This is a genomic window from Citrobacter freundii complex sp. 2025EL-00176, from assembly GCF_053309355.1.
Window position 1 is genome coordinate 104,583 of sequence record NZ_JBRYHT010000006.1, and the last position, 24,307, is coordinate 128,889.

Annotated in this window: 19 protein-coding genes; 6 read left to right on the plus strand and 13 right to left on the minus strand. The window is 53.8% G+C overall.

Annotation, left to right across the window (positions count from 1 at the left end; genetic code table 11):
• Positions 1–122: 122 nt before the first annotated feature.
• From polB to araB, 4 genes are all read right to left on the minus strand, one after another.
• A complete protein-coding gene (gene polB, locus ACVXHP_RS13840; RefSeq protein ID WP_447571655.1) occupies positions 123–2,474 on the minus strand; it encodes a DNA polymerase II in 2,352 nt (783 codons plus the stop codon).
• 91 nt (positions 2,475–2,565) lie between these two features.
• A complete protein-coding gene (gene araD / locus ACVXHP_RS13845; RefSeq protein WP_447571656.1) occupies positions 2,566–3,261 on the minus strand; it encodes an L-ribulose-5-phosphate 4-epimerase in 696 nt (231 codons plus the stop codon).
• 97 nt (positions 3,262–3,358) lie between these two features.
• Positions 3,359–4,861, minus strand: a complete 1,503-nt coding sequence (gene araA / locus ACVXHP_RS13850; RefSeq protein WP_262798085.1) for an L-arabinose isomerase — start codon at positions 4,859–4,861, stop codon at positions 3,359–3,361.
• 10 nt (positions 4,862–4,871) lie between these two features.
• On the minus strand, positions 4,872–6,581 hold the full coding sequence (gene araB, locus ACVXHP_RS13855) for a ribulokinase (RefSeq protein WP_447571657.1): 1,710 nt from the start codon (positions 6,579–6,581) through the stop codon (positions 4,872–4,874).
• A 339-nt stretch (positions 6,582–6,920) separates the two neighbouring features.
• Between araB and araC the strand changes: the two genes are divergently transcribed.
• Both araC and ACVXHP_RS13865 read left to right on the plus strand, forming a co-directional pair.
• Complete coding sequence (araC, locus tag ACVXHP_RS13860) at positions 6,921–7,766, plus strand: arabinose operon transcriptional regulator AraC (RefSeq protein WP_006686679.1); 846 nt, start codon at positions 6,921–6,923, stop codon at positions 7,764–7,766.
• A gap of 119 nt (positions 7,767–7,885) precedes the next feature.
• Positions 7,886–8,653, plus strand: a complete 768-nt coding sequence (locus ACVXHP_RS13865) for a DedA family protein (RefSeq protein ID WP_038637157.1) — start codon at positions 7,886–7,888, stop codon at positions 8,651–8,653.
• A 38-nt stretch (positions 8,654–8,691) separates the two neighbouring features.
• Here the strand turns inward: ACVXHP_RS13865 and thiQ are convergent, their stop codons facing one another.
• From thiQ to sgrR, 4 genes are all read right to left on the minus strand, one after another.
• On the minus strand, positions 8,692–9,399 hold the full coding sequence (thiQ, locus tag ACVXHP_RS13870) for a thiamine ABC transporter ATP-binding protein ThiQ (RefSeq protein WP_447571658.1): 708 nt from the start codon (positions 9,397–9,399) through the stop codon (positions 8,692–8,694).
• Positions 9,383–10,993 carry a thiamine/thiamine pyrophosphate ABC transporter permease ThiP gene (thiP, locus tag ACVXHP_RS13875; RefSeq protein WP_200008590.1) on the minus strand — a complete coding sequence of 537 codons (1,611 nt, stop codon included), beginning with the start codon at positions 10,991–10,993 and terminating at the stop codon, positions 9,383–9,385. Before thiP ends, thiQ begins: the two co-directional genes overlap by 17 nt.
• Entirely contained in the window at positions 10,969–11,952 is a 984-nt protein-coding gene (thiB, locus tag ACVXHP_RS13880; RefSeq protein ID WP_447571659.1) for a thiamine ABC transporter substrate binding subunit, read from the minus strand. Before thiB ends, thiP begins: the two co-directional genes overlap by 25 nt.
• A 368-nt stretch (positions 11,953–12,320) precedes the next feature.
• Complete coding sequence (gene sgrR / locus ACVXHP_RS13885) at positions 12,321–13,976, minus strand: HTH-type transcriptional regulator SgrR (protein ID WP_447571660.1); 1,656 nt, start codon at positions 13,974–13,976, stop codon at positions 12,321–12,323.
• Between the two features lie 99 nt (positions 13,977–14,075).
• Here sgrR and sgrT point away from each other — a divergent pair, with 99 nt between their 5' ends.
• A complete protein-coding gene (sgrT, locus tag ACVXHP_RS13890) occupies positions 14,076–14,198 on the plus strand; it encodes a glucose uptake inhibitor SgrT (protein WP_016151681.1) in 123 nt (40 codons plus the stop codon).
• Positions 14,199–14,578: 380 nt separating this feature from the next.
• The gene (locus ACVXHP_RS13895) at positions 14,579–15,757 is read left to right on the plus strand and encodes a sugar efflux transporter (protein WP_200008593.1); all 1,179 of its coding nucleotides are present in this window, start codon (positions 14,579–14,581) and stop codon (positions 15,755–15,757) included.
• A gap of 47 nt (positions 15,758–15,804) precedes the next feature.
• Here ACVXHP_RS13895 and leuD read toward each other — a convergent pair whose 3' ends face one another.
• From leuD to leuL, 5 genes are all read right to left on the minus strand, one after another.
• Positions 15,805–16,410 carry a 3-isopropylmalate dehydratase small subunit gene (gene leuD, locus ACVXHP_RS13900; protein WP_304702309.1) on the minus strand — a complete coding sequence of 202 codons (606 nt, stop codon included), beginning with the start codon at positions 16,408–16,410 and terminating at the stop codon, positions 15,805–15,807.
• A gap of 10 nt (positions 16,411–16,420) precedes the next feature.
• Positions 16,421–17,821, minus strand: coding sequence for a 3-isopropylmalate dehydratase large subunit (gene leuC / locus ACVXHP_RS13905; protein WP_447571661.1), 1,401 nt, complete (start codon positions 17,819–17,821; stop codon positions 16,421–16,423).
• A gap of 2 nt (positions 17,822–17,823) precedes the next feature.
• Complete coding sequence (gene leuB, locus ACVXHP_RS13910; RefSeq protein WP_447571662.1) at positions 17,824–18,915, minus strand: 3-isopropylmalate dehydrogenase; 1,092 nt, start codon at positions 18,913–18,915, stop codon at positions 17,824–17,826.
• Positions 18,915–20,486 (minus strand): 2-isopropylmalate synthase, encoded by a 1,572-nt coding sequence (gene leuA, locus ACVXHP_RS13915; protein WP_200008596.1) that lies wholly within the window; start codon positions 20,484–20,486, stop codon positions 18,915–18,917. Before leuA ends, leuB begins: the two co-directional genes overlap by 1 nt.
• An 89-nt stretch (positions 20,487–20,575) precedes the next feature.
• Positions 20,576–20,662, minus strand: a complete 87-nt coding sequence (gene leuL, locus ACVXHP_RS13920; protein WP_048998978.1) for a leu operon leader peptide — start codon at positions 20,660–20,662, stop codon at positions 20,576–20,578.
• Positions 20,663–21,316: 654 nt separating this feature from the next.
• Between leuL and leuO the strand changes: the two genes are divergently transcribed.
• Together leuO and ilvI are read left to right on the plus strand one after the other, a co-directional pair.
• Positions 21,317–22,264: a transcriptional regulator LeuO gene (leuO, locus tag ACVXHP_RS13925; protein WP_447571663.1), complete on the plus strand. Its 948-nt coding sequence runs from the start codon at positions 21,317–21,319 to the stop codon at positions 22,262–22,264.
• Positions 22,265–22,582: 318 nt separating this feature from the next.
• On the plus strand, positions 22,583–24,307 hold the full coding sequence (gene ilvI / locus ACVXHP_RS13930) for an acetolactate synthase 3 large subunit (protein WP_447571664.1): 1,725 nt from the start codon (positions 22,583–22,585) through the stop codon (positions 24,305–24,307).

The following is a 24,307-nucleotide window of genomic DNA, read 5'->3' on the forward strand; positions in this document are numbered from 1 at the left end:
AACCCGGTTGTTGAGAGCATACGACCCCGCTACCAGGCTAATAAATCAGTGGTAGGGGTGTTAAATGGGTCCAGGAATGGAAAGGGCGCTATGGTACTGGATGGCGGCGGTTTCGTCACGCGTCAAAATAACCCCAGTTGCCCTGTGAGTAGTGTAGCAAAGTTATCATCAATAAAGGGAAGTATTCCCTCGGCAACCGGCTGTATCTGACGGGTCAGATAGTGCTCGTAATCGAGAGCAGATTGCTGGTAATCCACAGGTTCAGGGCCGTTTACCGTCCAGACATATTTAATGGTGCCACGGTTTTGGTACTGTGGCGCGCGACCTCGTTTTATATTCTGTTCATCGGCCAGTCGTGCCGCGCGAACATGTGGCGGAACATTACGCTGGTATTCACTTAACGGGCGGCGCAGGCGTTTGCGGTACACCAGTTGTGCATCCAGTTCACCTGCCATCAGACGGTCGATGGTCTCGCGGACAAACTCCTGATACGGCTCGTTACGAAAAATTCGCAAGTACAGCGCCTGCTGGAATTGTTGCGCCAGCGGTGTCCAGTCGGTGCGTACCGTTTCCAGCCCCTTGAACACCATGCGTTGCTCATCCCCTGCCTGAATCATCCCGGCGTAACGCTTTTTACTACCGGTATCTGCACCGCGAATGGTCGGCATCAGAAAGCGACAAAAGTGGGTTTCAAACTCCAGCTCCAGCGCGCTGGTCAGATTTTGTTGCTTCAGCGATTGCGCCCACCAGGCGTTGACATGGCTCACCAGCTCCCGGCCAATCCGAGCGGCATCGTCTTCCGAGTGCGCCTTTTTAAGCCAGACAAAGGTCGAGTCGGTATCACCATAGATGACGTCATAGCCTTGAGCCTCAATTAACGCTTTGGTCTGGCGCATGATCGCATGGCCGCGCATAGTGATTGACGAGGCCAGTCTCGGGTCGAAAAAGCGACAGGCGGTAGTGCCAAGTACGCCGTAAAACGCGTTCATGATAATTTTCAGCGCCTGCGAGAGCGGTTTATTTCCGTGGCGTTTTGCTTCTTCGCGCCCGTGCCAGATCTGAGTAACGATCTGCGGTAGGCAGTGTTTTTCGCGTGAGAACCAGGCGTCAAGAAAACCTTCGGTGCTGTGCTCCCGATCCGGCTGCGCCATCCCTTCGATAAGCCCCACCGGATCGATCAAAAATGTACGAATGATTGAGGGATACAGGCTTTTGTAATCCAGTACCAGCACGGAGTCGTACAGCCCAGGGCGCGAGTCCATCACATAGCCGCCGGGGCTGGCGTGTGCGGGAACTTCCCCCAGATTTGGCGCCACGTAACCCGCCCGGTGCATGCGCGGAAGGTAGAGGTGGCCAAAGGCGGCAACCGAACCACCATGACGGTCGACCGGCAGACCGTTGACCGTCGAGCGCTCCAGCAGAAAGGGCATGATCTCGGTTTTATGAAAAATACGCGTGACCAGCTCACAGTCTTTGAGATTGTAGGTGGCGAGCGCGGGTTTATCCTGGGCAAACCGACGGTCAATTTCGTCCATTCGGTCCCACGGGTTATCAATCGACTTTCCTTCGCCCAGCAATTCTTGCGACACCGTTTCCAGCGAAAATGACGAGAAATTCCAGAATGCGGATTTGAGCGCTTCAATGCCGTCAATGATCAGACGACCTTTGGCCTGCGCGAAGAACACGCCGTTTTTGAAGCCATGCTCGCGCCACTCCAGTTCGCTATTATCACGACCAAAACGCAGGGGGATACGATAACGTTCGGCATGCTTTTGCAGGACGCGTAAATCGAATTGCACCACGTTCCAGCCAATGATGACATCGGGATCGTGACGGGCAATCCAGTCGTTGAGCTTTTCCAGCAACTGCGGGCGGCTTGCCACGTACTCAAGGTCAAAATCCAGCTGCGAGGCATTGCCGTTTGCCGGGCCAAGCATGTAGACCATACGTTGCCCGCACCCTTCGAGACCGATGCAGTAGAGTTCCCCGTGCCGTGTGGTTTCGATATCCAGCGATACCCATTTTAGCGGTGGGCGATAGTCCGGGTTTGGCTTCAGGCGGGCATTTATCAGCGTGCCGTGATGTTTGTCGCCCTCGACCCAGACCGGGGACGTGATAAAGCGCTCCATCAGATATCGCTCCGGTGGGCGCACATCGGCCTCATAAACGGTGATGTCGTTCTCGCGCAGGAGCTTTTCCAGCCGTATAAGCTGGCGATGTGAGCGGCAATACAAACCCGAAACGGGCTGGCGGTGGAAATCTTGTAGCTGAAGCGGCGTCAGGCGATAGCCGTTTTCTGTACGCAATAATGATGTAACGCGCGGAACCTGACTGGTTGGTATAAACGCGACGGATTCCTGAGGTGCGAGCGTGACCAGCAGCGGCCCGTCGTCAGTAGCCAGCCAGAATGAGACTTCAGTTCCCTGCGGGGTGTCCCGCCAGTGCCGGGTTAAAATAAAGCCTGCCTGCGCCACGCTGTGTATCCATTAAAAAACCAGGCATGATTATAGCCTGGTTCTGATAGGTTTGCTGTGGTTTTATACAGTTGTCCTGTACCCGCAGAGACTACTGCCCGTAATAGGCTTTTGCGCCGTGTTTACGCAGATAGTGTTTATCCAGCAGGGTTTGTTGCATATCCGGCAGCTGCGGCGCGAGCTGGCGGCAGAAAATCCCCATATAGGCGACTTCTTCCAGCACGATGGCGTTATGCACCGCATCTTCGGCATTTTTTCCCCAGGCGAATGGACCGTGAGAGTGCACCAGTACGCCAGGCATCTGCGCTGCGTCAATGCCTTGTTTCTCAAAGGTTTCAACGATCACCTTACCGGTTTCCCACTCGTATTCACCGTTAATCTCGCTGTCGGTCATTTTACGTGTGCAGGGAATGGCGCCATAGAAATAGTCCGCATGGGTGGTGCCTGTCGCCGGAATCGACTGACCCGCCTGCGCCCAGATTGTAGCGTGGCGCGAGTGGGTATGAACAATACCGCCAATGCTCGGGAATGCCTGATATAATAAACGGTGCGTTGGCGTATCGGAGGAGGGCTTTTTCGTGCCTTCAACAACTTCCCCGGTGGCGATACTGACAACAACCATATCGTCGGCGGTCATGACGCTGTAATCGACGCCGGAAGGTTTAATCACAAACACGCCGAGTTCGCGATCGACGGCGCTAACGTTCCCCCAGGTCAGCGTCACCAGGTTGTGCTTTGGCAGCGCCAGATTCGCTTCCAGTACCTGACGTTTAAGATCTTCTAGCATGTTAACTCCTGAATGCCGGATGGCGCTTCGCTTATCCGGCCTACGGTGATTTGTAGGCCCGGTAAATGAAATGCCACCGGGCAATTCGTTTCGCCAATTAACGTTTGAATCCGTAATACACTTCGTTCCAGCGCAGCGCGTCCTTAAAGGCCGGCAGACGGGTATCGTTATCGATCACTGCGATCTCGATATCGTGCATTTCAGCGAACTGGCGCATATCGTTTAGATCCAGCGCATGGCTGAAGACGGTGTGGTGCGCGCCACCGGCAAGGATCCAGGCTTCGGATGCGGTTGGCAGATCCGGCTGGGCCTTCCACAATGCGTTAGCCACCGGCAGTTTCGGCAGGTCGTGCGGCGTTTGCACCGTGTCGATGCAGTTAACCAGCAGGCGATAGCGATCGCCGAGATCGATCAGGCTGGCAACCACTGCCGGGCCAGTTTTAGTGTTGAAGATCAGACGGGCAGGATCGTCTTTACCGCCAATACCGAGGTGCTGAACGTCGAGGATCGGTTTCTCTTCCACAGCGATTGACGGGCATACTTCCAGCATGTGCGAGCCGAGCACCAGATCGTTGCCTTTCTCGAAGTGGTAGGTGTAATCCTCCATAAATGAGGTGCCGCCCTGCAGACCGGTTGACATCACCTTCATGATGCGAAGCAGAGCGGCAGTTTTCCAGTCGCCTTCGCCTGCAAAACCGTAGCCTTGCTGCATCAGACGCTGTACGGCCAGACCCGGAAGTTGTTTCAGACCGTGCAAATCTTCAAATGTCGTCGTAAAGGCGTGGAATCCGCCTTGCTCCAGGAAGCGCTTCATTCCCAGTTCAATCCGAGCGGCTTCCAGTACGTTCTGACGTTTCTCACCATGGACTTGCGTAGCCGCTGTCATGGTGTAGGTGCTTTCGTACTCGTCGATCAGCGCGTTGATTTCGCCGTCGCTAATTGCATTCACCACCTGTACCAGGTCGCCAACGGCCCAGGTATTTACCGAGAAGCCGAATTTGATTTGTGCGGCAACTTTATCGCCGTCAGTGACCGCCACTTCGCGCATGTTGTCGCCAAAACGGCAGACTTTCAGATGGCGGGTATCCTGTTTGGACACCGCCTGGCGCATCCAGGAGCCGATGCGCTCGTGTGCTTGCTTATCCTGCCAATGGCCGGTGACCACGGCGTGCTGCTGACGCATACGCGCACCGATGAAGCCGAACTCGCGACCGCCGTGTGCGGTCTGGTTCAGGTTCATAAAGTCCATATCAATGCTGTCCCACGGCAGGGCGGCGTTGAATTGGGTGTGGAACTGCATCAGCGGCTTGTTGAGGATAGTCAGACCGTTAATCCACATTTTGGCCGGTGAGAAGGTGTGCAGCCAGACCACCAGACCTGCGCAGCGATCGTCATAGTTGGCATCACGACAGATAGCGGTAATTTCGTCAGGTGAAGTACCCAGAGGTTTTAATACCAGTTTGCAGGGCAGTTTAGCTTCAGTATTCAGTGCATTAACAACGTGCTCTGCATGTTGGGTTACCTGACGCAGGGTTTCCGGGCCATACAAATGCTGGCTACCAATCACAAACCACACTTCATAGTTATCAAAAATTGTCATTGTCGTGTCCTTAATGAGTCAGGGTTGCCAGGTCTACCGGGGCTTGCTGCGCCGGTGCGGCAGTCGGAAGGTATTGTTGTTCAGCGCTTACTGCCCACTGCTGGTAGCGGCGGTAAAGCTGTTCAAAACGTTGAGCCTGTTCTGGACGAGGTTGCATCGTCTTTTCCACGGCGCTCGCCATGTGTTGCTGGGCGGCTGGAATGTCTGCATGGACCTGCGCGGCAACGGCGGCGAAGATAGCCGCACCGAGCGCGCAGCACTGGTCTGAAGCGACAATCTGTAGCGGACGGTTTAGTACGTCACAGCAGGCCTGCATGATGACCGGGTTTTTACGCGCGATACCGCCGAGCGCCATGACGTTGTTCACCGCAATGCCTTGTTCGGTGAAGCATTCCATGATGGCGCGCGCGCCAAAGGCCGTGGCGGCAATCAGCCCACCGAACAGCGCTGGCGCATCGGTGGCCAGATTCAGGTCGGTAATGACGCCTTTCAGACGCTGGTTGGCATTGGGCGTACGGCGACCATTGAACCAGTCGAGCACCACTGGCAGGTGATCCAGCGACGGATTTTTCGCCCAGGCTTCAGTGAGCGCGGGCAGCAGCTGTTTTTGGCTGGCTTTAATCTGGGTTTTCAGTTCTGGGTGCTGCGCGGCAAGCTGTTCCAGCGGCCAGCTCAATACGCGGCTAAACCAGGCATAGATATCACCGAAAGCCGATTGTCCTGCTTCCAGACCGATAAAATGCGGCACCACGCTGCCATCAACCTGGCCGCAAATGCCTTTCACCGCGCGTTCGCCAACGCTGTGTTTATCGGCAATCAGAATGTCGCAGGTAGACGTGCCGATGACTTTCACCAGCGTATTGGGCTGTGCGCCTGCGCCGACCGCGCCCATATGACAGTCAAAAGCGCCGCCAGAAATCACCACGCTTTCCGGTAGCCCCAGGCGCTGCGCCCACTCGGCACACAGGGTGCCAACCGGCAGGTCCGCCGTGAAGGTATCGCCAAACATGGGATATTGCAGATGGCGGTTGAGGATGGGGTCGAGTTCGTCAAAGAAACTGGCTGGCGGCAGTCCCCCCCAGCTTTCATGCCACAGGGATTTATGCCCGGCGCTGCAGCGACCGCGACGAATATCCTGGGGGCGCACAGTATTGGAGAGCAGGGCCGGAACCCAGTCACATAGCTCAATCCATGAGACCGCTGCCTCGGCGACCGCGTGGTCCTGGCGAGTCACGTGCAGGATTTTTGCCCAGAACCATTCGCTGGAATAAATACCGCCAATATAGCGGGAGTAATCAGTCTTGCCCGGCGTATGGCACAGGCGAGTAATTTCTTCGGCTTCTTCGACCGCGGTGTGATCTTTCCACAGAACAAACATCGCATTCGGGTTTTCCGCGAACTCCGGGCGCAGCGCCAGTACGTTGCCGTCGGCATCGATGGGGGCCGGGGTTGAGCCGGTACTGTCAACGCCAATCCCGACCACTGCTGCACGTTGTTCCGCGCTCAGTTCGGCCAGTACGGTTTTCAGCGCCGCTTCCATGGATTCAATGTAGTCGCGCGGATGATGGCGAAACTGGTTGTTTGGGCCATCGCAATATTGCCCTTCCTGCCAACGTGGGTACCACTCAACGCTGGTGGCGATTTCTTCACCAGTGGCACATTCCACCGCCAAAGCGCGTACCGAATCACTACCAAAATCGAGGCCAATTGCAATCGCCATCGTCTTACTCCATCCAAAAATACGGGTATGGATAAACAGTAGTGAGAAGGGATAAAAACCGTCAGGCAGGATCCGCTAATCTTATGGACTAAAATGCTGTGGCATCACAAAGTGTGACGCCGTGCAAATAATCAATGTGGACATTTCTGCCGTAGTTATAGACACTTTTGTTAGCCGATTTTGACGTTGGCCTAGTATATGTTTTTTACAAATTGCTTTTCACAAGCGGGGTTGATGGTCCATTACCGTAAACACTGTGGCCCGCGGGGGCGACGGCGATGTTGTCTGGCGTAATATGGACAAATTGTTTCTTAGCAAAACCCAGGGAGTATTGAAATTATGGCTGAAACGCAAAACGATCCCCTCCTGCCGGGCTATTCGTTTAACGCACATTTGGTGGCGGGATTGACCCCCATTGAGGCGAACGGATACCTGGATTTTTTTATCGACAGACCGCTGGGGATGAAGGGCTATATCCTCAATCTCACCATTCGTGGGGAAGGGGTCATTAATAATCAGGGCAAGCAGTTTGTCTGTCGACCTGGCGATATTTTGCTTTTTCCACCCGGAGAAATTCACCACTACGGACGCCACCCGGACGCCAGCGAGTGGTATCACCAGTGGGTCTACTTCCGGCCACGCGCTTACTGGCAGGAGTGGCTGGCCTGGCCGGCCATTTTTGCCCAGACCGGTTTCTTTCGCCCTGATGAAGCGCATCAACCACATTTCAATGAACTGTTTGGGCAGATCATTAACGCCGGGCAGGGGGAGGGCCGCTATTCCGAACTGCTGGCGATTAATTTGCTGGAGCAATTGTTGCTCCGACGTATGGAAGCCATTAATGAGTCGCTGCACCCGCCAATGGACAACCGCGTTCGCGATGCTTGTCAGTACATTAGCGATCATCTGGCGGACAGCAATTTTGATATTGCCAGCGTCGCACAGCATGTCTGCCTGTCGCCTTCCCGTTTATCACACCTGTTCCGCCAGCAGTTGGGCATCAGCGTATTAAGCTGGCGTGAGGATCAACGAATCAGTCAGGCGAAGCTACTGCTGAGTACCACACGTATGCCTATCGCCACGGTGGGTCGCAACGTCGGTTTTGATGACCAGCTCTATTTCTCTCGCGTTTTCAAAAAATGTACCGGCGCCAGTCCGAGCGAGTTCCGTGCTGGATGTGAATAAAAAGTGAATGATGTGTCCTGAAAGTTGTCATAACTGGCAATCTATTCAGACAATTGATGGCTTGACGAAGTTGAGAAGGGTTATCAAAATCCCTGCTTCGTAAATCTGACGGACACATTATGCAAGCATTGCTGGAACACTTTATTCTCCAGTCCGCCCTGTACTCTCTGATCGCCGTACTTCTGGTGGCCTTTTTGGAGTCGCTGGCGCTGGTTGGTCTGATTCTGCCCGGCACCGTGATGATGGCGGGGCTGGGGGCGTTGATTGGCAGTGGCGAACTGAATTTCTGGCATGCCTGGCTTGCGGGCATTGTCGGTTGCCTGTTGGGGGATTGGATCTCCTTCTGGTTGGGTTGGCGCTTTAAAAAGCCGCTGCACCGTTGGTCGTTCATGAAAAAGAACAAGGCGCTGCTGGATAAAACGGAGCATGCGCTGCATCAGCACAGCATGTTTACCATTCTGGTGGGGCGTTTTGTCGGCCCAACGCGTCCACTGGTGCCGATGGTGGCGGGCATGCTGGATCTGCCTGTCGCAAAATTTATTGTGCCGAATATTATTGGCTGTGTGCTGTGGCCGCCGTTTTATTTCCTGCCGGGTATTTTGGCGGGTGCGGCAATCGATATTCCTTCCGATATGCAAAGCGGAGATTTCAAATGGCTGCTGCTGGCGACGGCGTTGCTGCTGTGGGTCGGAGGCTGGCTATGCTGGCGGCTGTGGCGCAGCGGCAAAGCGGCAGTCGATCGTTTAACCGCGTATTTCCCCCGCAGCCGTTTGCTGTATCTGGCGCCGTTGACGCTCGGGATCGGCGTGGTCGCACTGGTGGCGCTGTTGCGTCACCCGCTGATGCCGGTGTATATCGATATTCTGCGCAAAGTTGTGGGTTACTAACGATTCCTTTGCCGGATGGAGGCTTCGCCTTATCCGGCCTACGAAATAGGGGGGTTGATGCCCAATAGCGCTGAGGCGCTGGCTTGACCGCTTAGTAGCTCATCTGTTTTACCTTGCCACGCAATGCGTCCGTCGGCGACCACGATTGACCGGGGCGCAATTCGTGCCGCATCTTCTACGCTGTGGGAAACCATCAGCAGCGTAAGCTGCTTATCGCGGCAGACCTCGGCGACCAGGGTTAACATCTCCTGACGCAGCGCGGGATCGAGCGCAGAGAACGGTTCATCGAGCAGCAAAATGGGTTGCTCCCGCACCAGACAACGCGCCAGCGCCACGCGTTGTCGCTGCCCGCCTGAAAGCTCGCCGGGGAGTCGCTCCAGCAGTGAATCAAGCCCCATTTGCCGGGCGATGTGGTGCATTTTCTCCCGCTGAAGCGCGTTCAGTTTTAATCCCGGATTAAGACCCAGGCCGATGTTTTGTTGCACGTTCAGATGGCTGAACAGGTTATTTTCCTGAAACAGCATGGAAACGGGACGACGTGAAGGCGGGGTTGTGGTGTGATCTTCCCCTTCAATCATCATTGTGCCGCTGGCAGGCGCAAGAAAACCGGCAATCAGATTCAATAGCGTACTTTTCCCGGCGCCGCTGGGTCCGAGTATTGCTACCTGCTCACCGCGCGAGACCGACAACGTAAAGCGCATGGGCAAATGGTGGTAAAGCCATGTGATATCAATCAGTTTTAACATTTCGACCCGGCAATTTCTCAATAACGGTAAACAGCGTAAAGCACAGGATCAGCAGCAATAACGCCGTAACCGCGCCATCCTGACTGCGGTAAGAGCCAATCTGCTGATATAAATAAAACGGCAGGGTACGGAAATCCTCATTGCCAAATAACGCCACCACGCCAAAGTCGCCAATCGACAGTACGCAGGCAAACGCCATCGCCTGCGCCAGCGGGCGTTTCAGTGCCCGTAGTTCAACCACTTTCAGGCGCGACCATCCCTCAATTCCCAACGACTGGCACAACATACTGTAGCGTGCGGTCACGTCACGCATTGGGTTTTCCAGTACCTTCAGCGCGTAAGGGATCGCCATCAGCGCATTGGTGAAAATCACAATGCCGTCGGCAGATGCGGGGAGTCCAACGCTGTTATTGAGCAGCAGAAAGAAGCCGGTTGCCAACACTATACCCGGCATGGCGAGGATCATCATGCCGCTAAGCTCCAGCATCTGGCCTGCCAGCACCTGCTGTCGGGCGCGCAGTTCGCGACTGCTCCATAACAGCATCATGGTGAGTATCACGCACAATGCCCCTGCCGCCAGCGCGATGCGCAGTGAGGTTCCCAACGCCTGCCACAGGACAGGTTGCGTAAGTACATCCAGTACCTGGCGGTTAAGACCATCGACAATCACCGCCAGCAGCGGCGGCAGCAGCAACAACAGGGCAAGAATAATCAGCAGCGAATCTGTCAGGCGGCTGTGCATACGATCGTCAGGATCGCGCCAGCCCTGAACCAGCGTGGTGCCCGGCGCAATAGCGCGGCTCAGACGTTGGCTGAGTAGCACCAGCGCTAAACAACACAGCATCTGGATCAACGCCAGCATAGCGGCCCGGGCGGGATCATAATCAAAGTTCAGCGCCTGATAGATAGCCAGCTCAATGGTGGTTGCCTGCGGCCCGCCGCCCAGCGACAGAACGGTGGCGAAGCTGGCGAAGCACAGCATAAAGATGAGCGCCGCGACGGGAAGGATCTGACGGCGTAACCATGGCCATTCAACAAAGCGGAAGAAATGCCAGCCGCGGATGCCCAACTGCGCGGCTAACTGTCGCTGTTCGCCGGGAATATTTTCCAGCGACTGCAACAGCAGACGGCTGGCCATCGGCAGATTGAAAAAAACGTGCGCCAGCAGGATGCCCTGCAAACCGTACGGCGAAAACGTCCACTCCAGCCCGAATGTCTGCCAGAGCGAGGCTAACCAGCCCTGACGGCCATACACGCTGAGGATGCCAAAGACCGCGACCAACACTGGCAGGATTAACGTCATCGCGCACAGGCGTAGCAGCGCCAGACGTCCGGGGAAACGGCGGCGATAAAGCGCTCTGGCAAGGAAGATTGCCGGGACAACCGACAGCACTGCGGATAAAAAAGCCTGCCAGAACGAAAAGCGCACCACGTGCCACAGGTAGTCGTCTCGCCACAGCGAGAGCCACTCACCTTGTGGAGCGTTAAACCATAGCGCCAGAAACGCGGCCAGGGCAACCGCCACCATCAGCGTGGCGGCAGAAAGCCCTGGAACCAGCCAGCCGGGAATTAACGGCTGACGGCGCGTTGCCATTCGCTAATCCATGTCTGACGCTGGGCCGCAACCTGCTGCGGTGTAAATTCCAGCGCGGTAGCCGGTTTATTCAGTTGCTCAAATCCTGACGGAAGAGCAACCTGCGTCACCGGATACATCCAGTTGCCGGTCGGAATGGCATTCTGGAATGCCGGAGACACCATAAACTTGAGGAATTTCTCCGCCAGTTCCGGCTGCTTGCTGGCCGCGGTGCGGGCGGCGACTTCCACCTGCAAATAGTGACCTTCACTAAATTCAGCGGCGGCGTAGTTATCTTTTTTCTCGTCAATGATGTGATAGGCCGGAGAGGTGGTGTAGCTCAATACCAGATCGCTCTCACCTTTCAGGAATAACCCGTAGGCTTCGCTCCAGCCCTTAGTGACGGTGACGGTTTTGGCTGCCAGTTTCTGCCATGCCTCCGGCGCTTTGTCGCCATAGACTTTTTGCATCCATAACAGCAGGCCCAGACCCGGCGTGCTGGTGCGCGGGTCCTGATAAATCACGCGCCATTTCTGATCGCTTTCGACCAGTTCTTTCAGGCTCTTTGGCGGATTCTTCAGCTTGTTTTTGTCATACACGAAGGCGAAGTAGCCGTAATCAAACGGGACAAAGGTGTCATTTTTCCAGCCGCCGGGTACGTTAACGGCGTCGTTTGCGACACCGCTTTTGGCGAACAGTTTGGTTTGCGTAGCGGCGTCCAGCAGGTTGTTATCCAGCCCCAGTACGACGTCGGCTTTGCTGTTTTTTCCTTCCATGCGCAGGCGGTTAAGCAGCGAGACGCCATCTTCCAGCGCGACCAGCTTCAGTTCGCAGTTGCAGTCCGCTTCAAAGGTTTTTTTGATTGTCGGGCCAGGGCCCCAATCGGCGGCGAACGAATCGTAGGTATAGACGGTCAGTACCGGTTTGGCGAAGGCAGGCGCTGCGCACAGCAGTAAAAGCGGAAGACATTTTTTAAACACTTTGCACCTCAAGAGTTGGGTGGCAAAGGACTTGAGGAACAGACTCAAATCCCTTCGCCGGCATTATCCGGATCAGGTTCGACGGGTATCTCTCAGCCCATACACTTCATCATTCACGTTGCCTCTGTGTTGGCTGCGCTCGCTCACCCCAGTCACATAGTTATCTATGCTCCTGGGGACTCACTCGCTTGCCGCGTTACTCGGCTTGCAGCCTCGCCCCTTCGGGGCCAGCGCGAGCGCTGTTCAAAACGCTCTAGCGTTTTGTGATGCAACGTGAATGATTTTGTGTATGTTTTTTATTTAGCACCCCGTTGAGAACGGCGTTAGTGTAGTGATTTTGTTGCCAGGCAGCAATTAAGAGCTGGCTCTTACGGATCCGGCGGCGCAAACCATGCCGATTTAAAATCAAACCAGCCGAGGGTATTCATACGCAGCCCGCGCATGCTTCGCTGTCCCTGAATGATCAGCCAGTGGTGGATCAACGGCACAATGGCCTTTGTGGCGAGCAGTTGTTGGCACCATGCCGCCAGGCTCATTTCACCCGTTCGCCAGCGGGCCGCATCGTTTTCCCAGTCACGCGAGATACAGTTTTGCAGTAACGGGACTTCGCAGAGATGCGCGAACAACGAGAAGTCCAGCGGTAGGGTAAAGTTGGCGCTGTTAAGCCAGATATCACTGACTATTTCACCTGCATGCCACTGATCGTAGTCGATCTCCTGAATATTTAACTGTACCTGATGCTGCGCCAGCAGCGTTTTCATGATCTGCGCGATAATCCGGTGTTCGATGTGATCGCGGTAGTAAGTGAGGGTTAGTGTTTCCAGCCCGGCCGGTTTTTCGCCATGCCCGGGCCTGGCGTGGTGCCAGCGGGGGAGTAACCCATAGGCGGGAAACCACAGTTGCTGATACTGCTCGTCGGCGTGGCAGATTAAATTCGTCGGTGAGAGAACGCGGCTTGCCCACTCGCGGACCTCCTGGTTCGCGCCACGATGGGTTCGCGCATCAAACAACAGGTAGTAGCAGCCTTCTTCGAGGCGGCTTTCGATCGCTTTTTCATCTTCCGTGGGACCTTTTAGCGTCAACCCGCCGCCAGGTTCTTCGCCGATGTCAGGTAATACCCACACGTTAACTTCATCGATCAGTGCCCGGTAGCCGAAGTAATCATCAAAGGCGCGAATTTTTAGTTGGTTATTAGTATTGCGCATCACGGCATAGGGGCCAGTGCCAATCGGCTGGCTGGAGAAGTTATTTAGCGTTTCCCATTCTCGCGGCAGGATCATGGCGGGGACTTGCCCCAGCAACCACGGAAGCCAGCGATCGGGCTGGGCAAGATGAATATCCAGCGTCCAGGCCGTGGGCGAGACGATTTGCGTAATGTGCGAGTACAGCGGCAGTGCGTTGATGCGCTGTAGCGAGGTAATGACATCTTCCATTTCCAGCTCGCGGCCATGGTGGAAATGGATCCCCGGGCGCAGGAAGAATCGCCAGTGTAAAGGCGAAATTTGCTGCCAATGATGGGCAATGTCGGCTTCCAGTTCCCCATTTTCCTCATTTACCAGAATTAAGGAACTGAAGATTTGCCGGGCAATATGGGTTTCGGAGCGGCGTAACGCCGTGCCGGGGAGCAGATTGTGCATAGGGCGATAGTAGAGGACGCGCATGATGTGCCGCCCCTGGCGAAAACTGCGTCCCAGGTGAGAAACCAGCATTTGTCTGACGGCCGTTTTATCACCGACCAGTTGCACCAGTTGATCGATACGATCCTGTTCCAGTAGGTCTTCTGCCCGCTGCTGCTGGAGCGCCAGCCCGGTATAGAGAAATGTCAGGCGCGAGCGTTTACCCCGGCCAACTTCAGCTTCCCACGTTAACCAGCCGCGATCCTGCATGGTATTAAGCAGGGTGCGCATATGGCGGCGCGAGCAGCTCAGCAGCTCCGCCAGTTCGTTCAGCGTCGTATCTTGCGTTTTGCCGTCACAGCATTGCCACAGACGGATGAACTGTTGTTGCAAACGACCAGAAGACATAAAAGGGGAACTCCTGCGGAAAACTCAGCAATTTTATTTTCCCTATATTAAGCCAATAATAGATTTCGATGAAGCGATGAGACAACGAAGGGGTCATCTATGCGTCAGTTCTGGTTGAAGTACTTTACTGCGACGGAAAAATCGTCCTGGTTGGCTTGCCTGAGCGCACCGCAGCGCTTAAAGATGCTCGAGGAACTGATGCAGTGGGAGGTGACAGCCTGACCTCCGAATTGCGAGTTGCAGACATCATGTGTGACTGAGTATTGGTGCAGGCTGTATCCTGCCATTATCTCTGAGCATCGCTGGTGGCTATTTTTTCACATGGCAAGGCGCGAACAGTGAAATTTGGTGAATCAAATAAGGTGTGAGCAACACAGCTATGTGAAAAAATGGCCCCAGCCCTCCGGGACGCGTGTAAAAAACGCATACTCTGCGTTGTCAGGCTTGGGAATAGATTTCTATACCCAGCGCCCTCCGCCTGGATTATGCGTTTTTTACCCAGCGTCGATGCCAGATATAATGGCAGGATACAGCCTCGTTCACCCGCCAGCAGATTTTTTCTGCTGGCTTTTTTCGTATCAGCCCAGCCAATAGGGATAACAATGCTCTGGATTATGACCATGGGACGGCGCCTCAACGGCGTTTATGCGGCATTTATGCTGGTCGCTTTTATGATGGGTGTGGCCGGGGCGTTACAGGCCCCCACGCTGAGCCTGTTCCTGAGCCGTGAAGTCGGGGCGCAGCCATTTTGGGTCGGGCTGTTTTACACCGTCAACGCTATTGCCGGGATCGGAGTCAGCCTTGGTCTGGCGAAACGATCCGACAGCCAGGGCGATCGGCGCAAACTGATCATGTTCTGTTGTCTGATGGCAATCGGCAACGCGCTGCTATTTGCCTTTAATCGCCACTATCTCACGCTGATCACCTGCGGTGTGCTGCTGGCTTCGCTGGCAAATACCGCCATGCCGCAGCTGTTTGCGCTGGCGCGGGAATATGCCGATAGCTCGGCGCGCGAAGTGGTGATGTTTAGCTCGGTGATGCGTGCGCAGCTTTCGCTGGCGTGGGTCATTGGGCCGCCGCTGGCCTTTATGCTAGCGCTGAATTACGGCTTCACGGCGATGTTTTCCATTGCTGCAGGCATTTTTGCGATTAGCCTGGTACTGATCGCGCTGATACTGCCGTCTGTGGCGAGGGTGGAGCAACCTGTCGATGTGCCGCTGGAACAGACCGGCGGTTGGCAGGACAAAAATGTGCGCATGTTGTTTATTGCCTCCACGCTGATGTGGACCTGCAATACCATGTACATCATTGATATGCCGCTGTGGATTAGCCTGGATCTGGGCTTACCGGACAAGCTGGCCGGGATCCTGATGGGGACGGCGGCTGGGCTGGAAATTCCGGCGATGATTCTGGCGGGCTACTATGTGAAACGCTTTGGTAAGCGGCGCATGATGATCGCGGCCGTAGCGGCGGGCGTACTGTTTTATCTCGGTTTGATCTTCTTTCACAGCCGCACGGCGCTGCTGGTTCTGCAACTGTTTAACGCGGTGTTTATCGGCATTATCGCCGGGATAGGCATGCTGTGGTTTCAGGACCTGATGCCCGGGCGCGCGGGTTCTGCGACCACATTATTCACCAACAGTATTTCAACGGGTGTCATTCTGGCGGGAGTGATTCAGGGCGCTGTGGCGCAAAGCTACGGGCATTTTGCCGTGTACTGGGTGATTGCGGCGATTTCTGTGGTCACGCTGGTGATGACCGGGCGGGTGAAGGACGTTTAGCTTTTAGTCATGTTGCCGGATGCGCAGCGCATCCGGCGTCACAATGACTAGCGCATAAATGCGGGCTGCTTGTCTTCGTATTCGGTGATGGCGGCTTCGTGCTGCAGCGTCAGCCCGATGCTGTCCAGACCGTTCAGCATGCAGTGGCGGCGGAAGTCGTCGATTTTAAAGCCGTATGTTTTATCACCTGCTTTCACCACCTGTGCTTCCAGATCCACTTCAAATTTAATGCCCGGATTGGCTTTCACCAGCGCAAACATTTCATCGACCTGCGCGTCGCTCAGGGTTACCGGCAGCAGTTGGTTATTGAAACTGTTGCCGTAGAAGATGTCGGCGAAGCTTGGCGCAATCACCACCTTAAAGCCGTAGTCGGTCAGCGCCCACGGCGCATGCTCGCGTGAAGAGCCACAGCCAAAGTTTTCCCGCGCCAGCAGAATCGACGCGCCTTTATATTCCGGGAAGTTCAACACGAATTCCGGATTAGGCTGTTGACCCTTTTCGTCCAGGAAGCGCCAGTCGTTAAACAGATGGGCGCCAAAACCGGTGCGCGTGACCTTCTGCAAAAACTGTTTAGGGATAATTGCATCGGTATCGACGTTGGCGGCATCCAGTGGGACAACCAGGCCGGTATGCTGGGTAAATTTCTCTGCCATGGTAGTTTCCTTATTTGATGCTGCGAATGTCGGCGAAGTGGCCGGTAACGGCGGCGGCGGCGGCCATGGCCGGGCTGACTAAATGCGTGCGACCACCGCGGCCCTGACGACCTTCAAAGTTACGGTTGCTGGTGGATGCACAACGCTCGCCTGGGTTCAGGCGGTCATTATTCATGGCCAGACACATAGAACAGCCCGGTAAGCGCCATTCAAATCCTGCTTCGATAAAGATCTTGTCCAGACCTTCCGCTTCCGCCTGCGCTTTCACCGGACCAGACCCCGGCACCACCAGTGCCTGTACGCCCGGCGCGACTTTGCGCCCTTTGGCGATTTCCGCCGCAGCGCGTAAATCTTCAATGCGCGAGTTGGTGCAGGATCCGATAAACACTTTATCGATAGCCACTTCTGTTAACGGAATGCCCGGTTTCAGTCCCATATATGCCAGCGCTTTTTCAGCCGATGCGCGTTCAACGGGATCGGTAAATGATGCCGGATCGGGGATATTATCGTTCACGGAAATAACCTGACCCGGATTCGTTCCCCAGGTCACCTGCGGCGCGATCTCTTCTGCTTGCAGGGTGACGACGGTATCAAACGTTGCGCCGTCGTCGGTTTGCAGCGTTTTCCAGTACTCAACCGCGTGGGCAAAATCCTCGCCTTTCGGCGCATGCAGGCGACCTTGCACATAGTTAAAGGTCGTTTCATCCGGTGCGACCAGACCCGCTTTAGCACCCATCTCAATCGCCATGTTGCACAGGGTCATACGGCCTTCCATGCTCAGCGCGCGGATGGCTTCGCCACAAAACTCAACTACGTGTCCGGTACCGCCCGCGCTACCGGTTTTACCGATAATCGCCAGCACGATATCTTTCGCCGTGATACCCGGCGCGGCTGTGCCGTTGACTTCAATCTTCATGGTTTTGGCGCGGCCCTGTTTCAGGGTCTGGGTCGCCAGTACGTGTTCAACTTCTGAAGTACCGATACCGAACGCCAGCGCACCGAACGCGCCGTGGGTAGCGGTGTGGGAGTCGCCGCAGACGATGGTCATACCCGGCAAAGTTACACCTTGCTCAGGCCCCATCACGTGGACGATACCCTGATACGGGTGGTTCAGGTCGTACAGCTCGACGCCAAATTCATTGCAGTTTTTGATCAGTTCCTGCATCTGAATACGCGCCATTTCGCCGGAGGCGTTAATGTCTTTGGTTTGCGTCGAGACGTTGTGGTCCATGGTGGCGAAAGTCTTACCCGGCTGGCGCACTTGACGTCCATGCGCGCGCAGGCCATCAAATGCCTGCGGGGAGGTGACTTCATGCACCAGATGGCGGTCGATGTACAGCAGCGGGGTTTCGTTTTGCGCCTCAAAGACAACGTGCGCATCAAACAATTTTTCGTATAACGTTTTAGCCATGATTACACCCCTTCTGCGACGTAACGGGCAATGATGTCGCCCATTTCATCGGTACCGACTGCGGCAGCGCCACGGGCTAAGTCACCGGTGCGAATGCCTTCTTCTAATGCGCGGTTGATGGCGCTCTCAATTGCGGTTGCCGCATCGTTGGCATCCAGGCTATAGCGCAGCAGCAGCGCCAGCGACAATATCTGGGCGATAGGGTTAGCAATGTTTTTCCCGGCGATATCCGGGGCAGAGCCGCCAGCAGGCTCGTACAGACCAAAGCCTTGTTCATTCAGGCTCGCGGACGGCAACATACCCATTGAACCGGTAATCATGGCGCATTCGTCAGACAGGATGTCGCCAAACAGGTTGGAACACAGCAGGACGTCGAACTGAGAGGGATCTTTGATCAGCTGCATGGTGGCGTTGTCGATGTACATGTGCGTCAGTTCAACGTCCGGATATTCATTCGCAATTTCATTGACGATTTCGCGCCACAGAATAGAGGTTTGCAGCACGTTAGCTTTATCAATCGACGTGACTTTACGGCGACGCTGGCGAGCTGACTCAAACGCGATACGCGCAATACGTTCGATCTCGAAACGGTGATATACCTCGGTATCAAAGGCTTTTTCATGCTGACCGCTGCCTTCGCGACCTTTTGGCTGACCGAAGTAGATCCCGCCGGTCAGTTCACGCACGCACAGGATGTCGAAACCGTTAGCGGCGATATCGGCGCGCAGTGGGCAAAACGCTTCCAGCCCCTGGTACAGCTTTGCCGGGCGCAGGTTGCTGAATAATTTGAAATGCTTACGCAATGGCAGCAGCGCACCACGCTCCGGTTGCTGGTTTGGCGGCAGGTTTTCCCATTTCGGGCCGCCAACGGAGCCAAACAGAATGGCGTCAGCTTGCTCACAGCCTTCAACCGTTGCCGGCGGCAGCGGCTGACCGTGGTTATCGATGGCGGCGCCACCTACATCGTAGTGGCTGGTGGTAATGCGCAGGTTAAAACGGTGGCGAATTGCGTCCAGTACTTTCAAGGCTTGCGCCATCACTTCCGGGCCAATACCGTCACCCGGCAAAACAGCAATATGGTAATTCTTCGACATCACACGGTTTCCTTGTTGTTCTCGTTGTTCTGAGCTTTGCGTTGCAATTCTTTTTCGACTTCTTCGGCACGCCAGATATTGTTCAGCACATGGACCATCGCTTTGGCGGAAGACTCGACGATATCTGTTGCCAGACCGACGCCGTGGAAGCGACGACCGTTGTAGTTAGCGACGATATCCACCTGACCCAGCGCATCTTTACCGTGCCCTTTGGCGGTCAGGCTGTATTTCACCAGTTCGACGTTGTACTCCGTCACGCGGTTGATGGCCTGATAAATGGCATCAACCGGACCGTTACCGTTCGCCGCTTCGGCTTTGACGTCTTCACCGCAGGCCAGCTTGACGGAGGCGGTTGCAATGTCATTCGAACCAGACTGCACGCTGAAGTAATCCAGACGGAAATGTTCTGGCTCTTCCTGCTGTTTGTTAATAAAGGCCAGCGCTTCCAGGTCGTAATCAAATACCTGACCTTTTTTATCCGCCAGCTTCAGGAAAGCGTCGTACAAGTTGTCCAGATTATATTCATTTTCTTTATAGCCCATCTCGTCCATACGGTGTTTCACCGCGGCGCGTCCGGAGCGGGAGGTCAGGTTCAACTGCACCTGATTCAGGCCGATGGATTCAGGCGTCATGATTTCGTAGTTTTCACGATTTTTCAGTACGCCGTCCTGATGAATGCCGGAGGAGTGCGCAAAGGCGCCGCTCCCGACAATCGCTTTGTTTGCCGGAATGGGCATGTTGCAGATTTGGCTGACTAACTGGCTGGTACGCCAGATCTCCTGGTGATTAATGCGGGTTTGTACGTTCAGGATATCTTTGCGCACTTTGATCGCCATGATCACTTCTTCCAGTGAGCAGTTACCAGCGCGTTCGCCGATACCGTTCATCGCGCCTTCCACCTGGCGCGCGCCGGCGTGCACGGCCGCCAGCGCGTTGCCGACGCCCAGACCTAAATCATCATGGGTGTGTACGGAGATGATGGCTTTATCGATATTCGGTACGCGTTCATACAGACCGGAAATGATTGCGCCAAATTCGAAAGGCATGGTGTAACCGACGGTATCGGGGATATTGATGGTTTTGGCACCCGCATTAATGGCGGCTTCTACCACGCGAGCCAGGTCTGCGATAGGCGTACGACCAGCGTCTTCGCAGGAGAATTCCACGTCATCCGTATAATTACGCGCTCGCTTAACCATATAGACTGCTCGCTCGATAACCTCATCCAGCGTGCTGCGTAATTTTGTTGCGATATGCATCGGCGAGGTGGCGATAAACGTATGAATGCGGAAAGCTTCAGCGACCTTCAGGGATTCTGCAGCAACATCGATATCTTTTTCAACACAGCGCGCTAAGGCGCAAACGCGGCTGTTCTTAACCTGACGAGCGATGGTCTGCACCGACTCAAAGTCACCGGGTGAAGAGACCGGGAAACCCACTTCCATCACGTCAACGCCCATACGCTCGAGCGCCAGCGCAATCTGCAGTTTTTCTTTCACACTCAGGCTTGCCTGTAACGCCTGTTCTCCGTCGCGTAAGGTGGTATCGAAAATAATGACTTGCTGGCTCATGGTTTAGGTCCTTGGTCTTTAGGGCGCCTTGCTTCGAGCATAAAAAAACCCGCGCAACGGCGCGGGTTTCTGTCTTAACTGGAGCTGACTTAATGCTGAATGTCGTCCACCAGTCTACCGCGCAACGAAGATGCGTTTAGTAGTAGTAGACCGTTGAAACGAGCAATGTAAGTCATCAATTAAGCTCCAGGCGAATGCGATATGCTTTTAGTGGTACTGGATATGAACTTCGATGTCAACTCCATCCTCTGTAAATGCCCCTGTAGCAGAGGAAAGTTTAGGCAAAACTTAAGCGAATTGTGCTGAATTTTTTACCATATATAAAATTAATCCGCTGATGCTTGTACATATTTTTTATGATTAGACATATTTAAGCATATTTGCTTGCAATTACTGTAACCATCGGTTGAAGTAGTGGACCTGTTTGAGATTTTATATCTGTATGATTTGCCTGTTTTTATACTAATTCTGAATGGATGGGAAGAGAGCAAACGCTCATAATTGATAAATTAATGTTAACTTTTAATGTATTAATAATATAAACATTTAATTAAAACTTAAATATACATTCATAATGTGTATGATTGTGTATTCGCCGTGCTTATGGTTATATTGTTTTTGAAATTTAAACATATGAATCATCGTGCAGTGACCTCTGCCACACTGCGCTCGCATTGCTCTTTTGTTCATTTAGGTTTGTACCTTTATGTTTTCCTAATTTTAATGTTTTTCCTTTTTCTCATTTTATATGTATGGTAAATCATATTAACGGAGGTTATTTCTTCACTCCGTCTGGGAAAAGGGAGTTTAGAGTGACAGTGGAGTTAACTATGCCAGAAGTAAAAATAATAGATAAACCCAATTTTTTAGAGCCAGGAAAACCACAGCTTCGCATGGTTGACCTTAATCTTTTAACCGTTTTTGATGCGGTAATGCAGGAACAGAATATTACCCGCGCTGCACATACTTTGGGGATGTCGCAACCTGCGGTCAGTAATGCGGTAGCACGCCTGAAGCTCATGTTTAATGATGAGCTTTTTGTTCGTTATGGTCGTGGGATCCAGCCGACAGCAAGAGCTTTCCAGCTGTTTGGTTCCATTCGTCAGGCATTGCAATTAGTGCAAAACGAACTGCCTGGATCGGGTTTCGAGCCAGCAAGCAGCGAACGTGTATTCAATCTTTGCGTATGCAGCCCATTAGATAATATCCTGACATCATTGATTTATAATCGGGTTGAACAAGTCGCGCCAAACATTAATGTCGTATTTAAATCTTCACTCAATCAAAATACCGAGCATCAACTACGTTACCAGGAAACGGAGTTTGTTATTAGCTATGAAGAATTCCGTCGTCCAGAATTCTCAAGTATTCCGTTATTCAATGATGAAATGGTATTAGTGGCGAGTAAAAAGCATCCGCGCATTAGTGGTCCATTATTGGAAAGCGACCTTTATAATGAGCAGCACGCAGTGGTTTCGTTGGACCGCTTCGCATCTTTCAGCCAGCCGTGGTATGACACACCGGATAAACAATCCTGCGTCGCTTACCAGGGTATGGCATTAATTAGCGTTCTTAATATTGTGTCGCAAACGCATCTGGTTTCGATTGCGCCACGTTGGTTGGCAGAAGAGTTCGCAGATTCGTTAGAACTTCAGATATTGCCTCTACCTTTAAAATTGAACAGCCGGACATGTTATCTTTCCTGGCATGAAGCTGCGGGCCGGGATAAAGGACATCAATGGATGGAAGAGCTGTTGGTCTCCGTCTGTAAGCAATAGCATTCAGCAGAACAAGCCGGATAATACATCTGGTTTGTTCTGCTTTTTTCTTTGTGTATGAAATTTTATGCTGAAATCCACTTTTCAGGTTTAGCCAAAAGTGTAAAAAAATAGAGTAATAGCTGTAAGTCCCCCTTTTTAAGCGATTATTTATCATATCATTTACTTATCCTGGTTTAATTCTCCATTAAATCGACGCTTTCCTCCGTTTTATTCTTATTTGCTCCGACGCTACCCCTGCGGAGTCAATTGCCATGCGTCATCGTCAGCGGTTAATGTGTTGTTAAACCGTTTTTCATTATAAGAGTGAGGCAAGCCATGGAGATGTTGTCTGGAGCCGAGATGGTCGTCCGATCGCTCATCGATCAGGGTGTAAAGCAGGTATTCGGTTATCCCGGGGGGGCCGTCCTCGATATTTATGATGCGCTGCATACGGTCGGTGGTATTGATCATGTTCTGGTCCGTCACGAGCAGGCCGCGGTACACATGGCTGATGGCCTTGCGCGCGCCACGGGGGAGGTGGGCGTCGTATTAGTCACTTCCGGACCAGGCGCTACCAACGCCATCACCGGGATAGCAACGGCTTATATGGATTCTATTCCGCTGGTGATCCTCTCTGGGCAGGTCGCAACGTCGCTGATTGGCTATGATGCCTTCCAGGAGTGTGACATGGTGGGCATATCCCGCCCGGTGGTGAAGCACAGCTTCCTGGTCAAACAAACGGAAGACATCCCACAGGTGCTAAAAAAAGCCTTCTGGTTGGCGGCAAGCGGTCGTCCGGGGCCTGTGGTGGTGGATTTGCCGAAGGATATTCTGAATCCAGCTAAGAAACTGCCTTATAGCTGGCCGGAGTCGGTGAGTATGCGTTCGTATAATCCGACGACGACCGGACATAAAGGGCAGATAAAACGCGCTCTGCAGACGTTAGTCGCGGCTAAAAAACCGGTTGTGTACGTGGGTGGTGGTGCCGTGAATGCCGCCTGCCATGAGCAGTTGGGCCAGATTGCTGAAGCACTTAATCTGCCTGTAGTTTCCTCGCTGATGGGGTTAGGCGCGTTTCCGGCAACACATCGCCAGGCGTTGGGGATGCTGGGCATGCATGGAACTTACGAAGCAAACATGACCATGCATCATTCCGATGTGATCTTTGCCGTCGGCGTACGCTTCGACGATCGAACGACCAATAACCTGGTAAAATATTGCCCAAATGCGACCGTGCTGCATATCGACATCGATCCGACCTCTATTTCGAAAACCGTCACTGCGGATATTCCGATTGTCGGCGATGCGCGCCTGGTACTCGATCAGATGCTCGAACTACTGCCGCAGGAGAAATCCCAGCAGCCGCTGGATGATAACCGTGACTGGTGGCAACAGATTGAACACTGGCGCGCCCGTCAGTGCCTGAAATATGACACGCAAAGTGAAAGCATTAAGCCACAGGCGGTGATTGAAACCATCTGGCGTCTGACGAAAGGGGATGCGTATGTGACCTCTGACGTTGGCCAGCATCAGATGTTTGCCGCACTCTACTATCCGTTCGATAAACCACGCCGTTGGATTAACTCAGGCGGCCTCGGCACCATGGGATTTGGATTACCTGCGGCGTTAGGCGTAAAAATGGCATTGCCGGATGAAACGGTAGTGTGTGTTACCGGCGATGGCAGTATTCAGATGAATATCCAGGAACTGTCGACGGCGCTGCAATATGAGCTGCCGGTATTAGTGCTCAACCTGAACAACCGCTATCTCGGCATGGTCAAACAGTGGCAGGACATGATCTACTCCGGACGTCACTCACAATCTTATATGCAGTCGCTGCCCGATTTTGTGCGCCTTGCCGAGGCTTATGGGCATATTGGTATCCAGATTAACCATCCTGAAGAACTGGAAAGCAAACTAAGTGAAGCGCTGGAGCATGTGCGCAACCGTCGTCTGGTGTTTGTCGATGTCACCGTTGATGGCAGCGAGCATGTCTACCCGATGCAGATTCGTGGGGGCGGTATGGATGAAATGTGGTTAAGCAAAACGGAGAGGACCTGA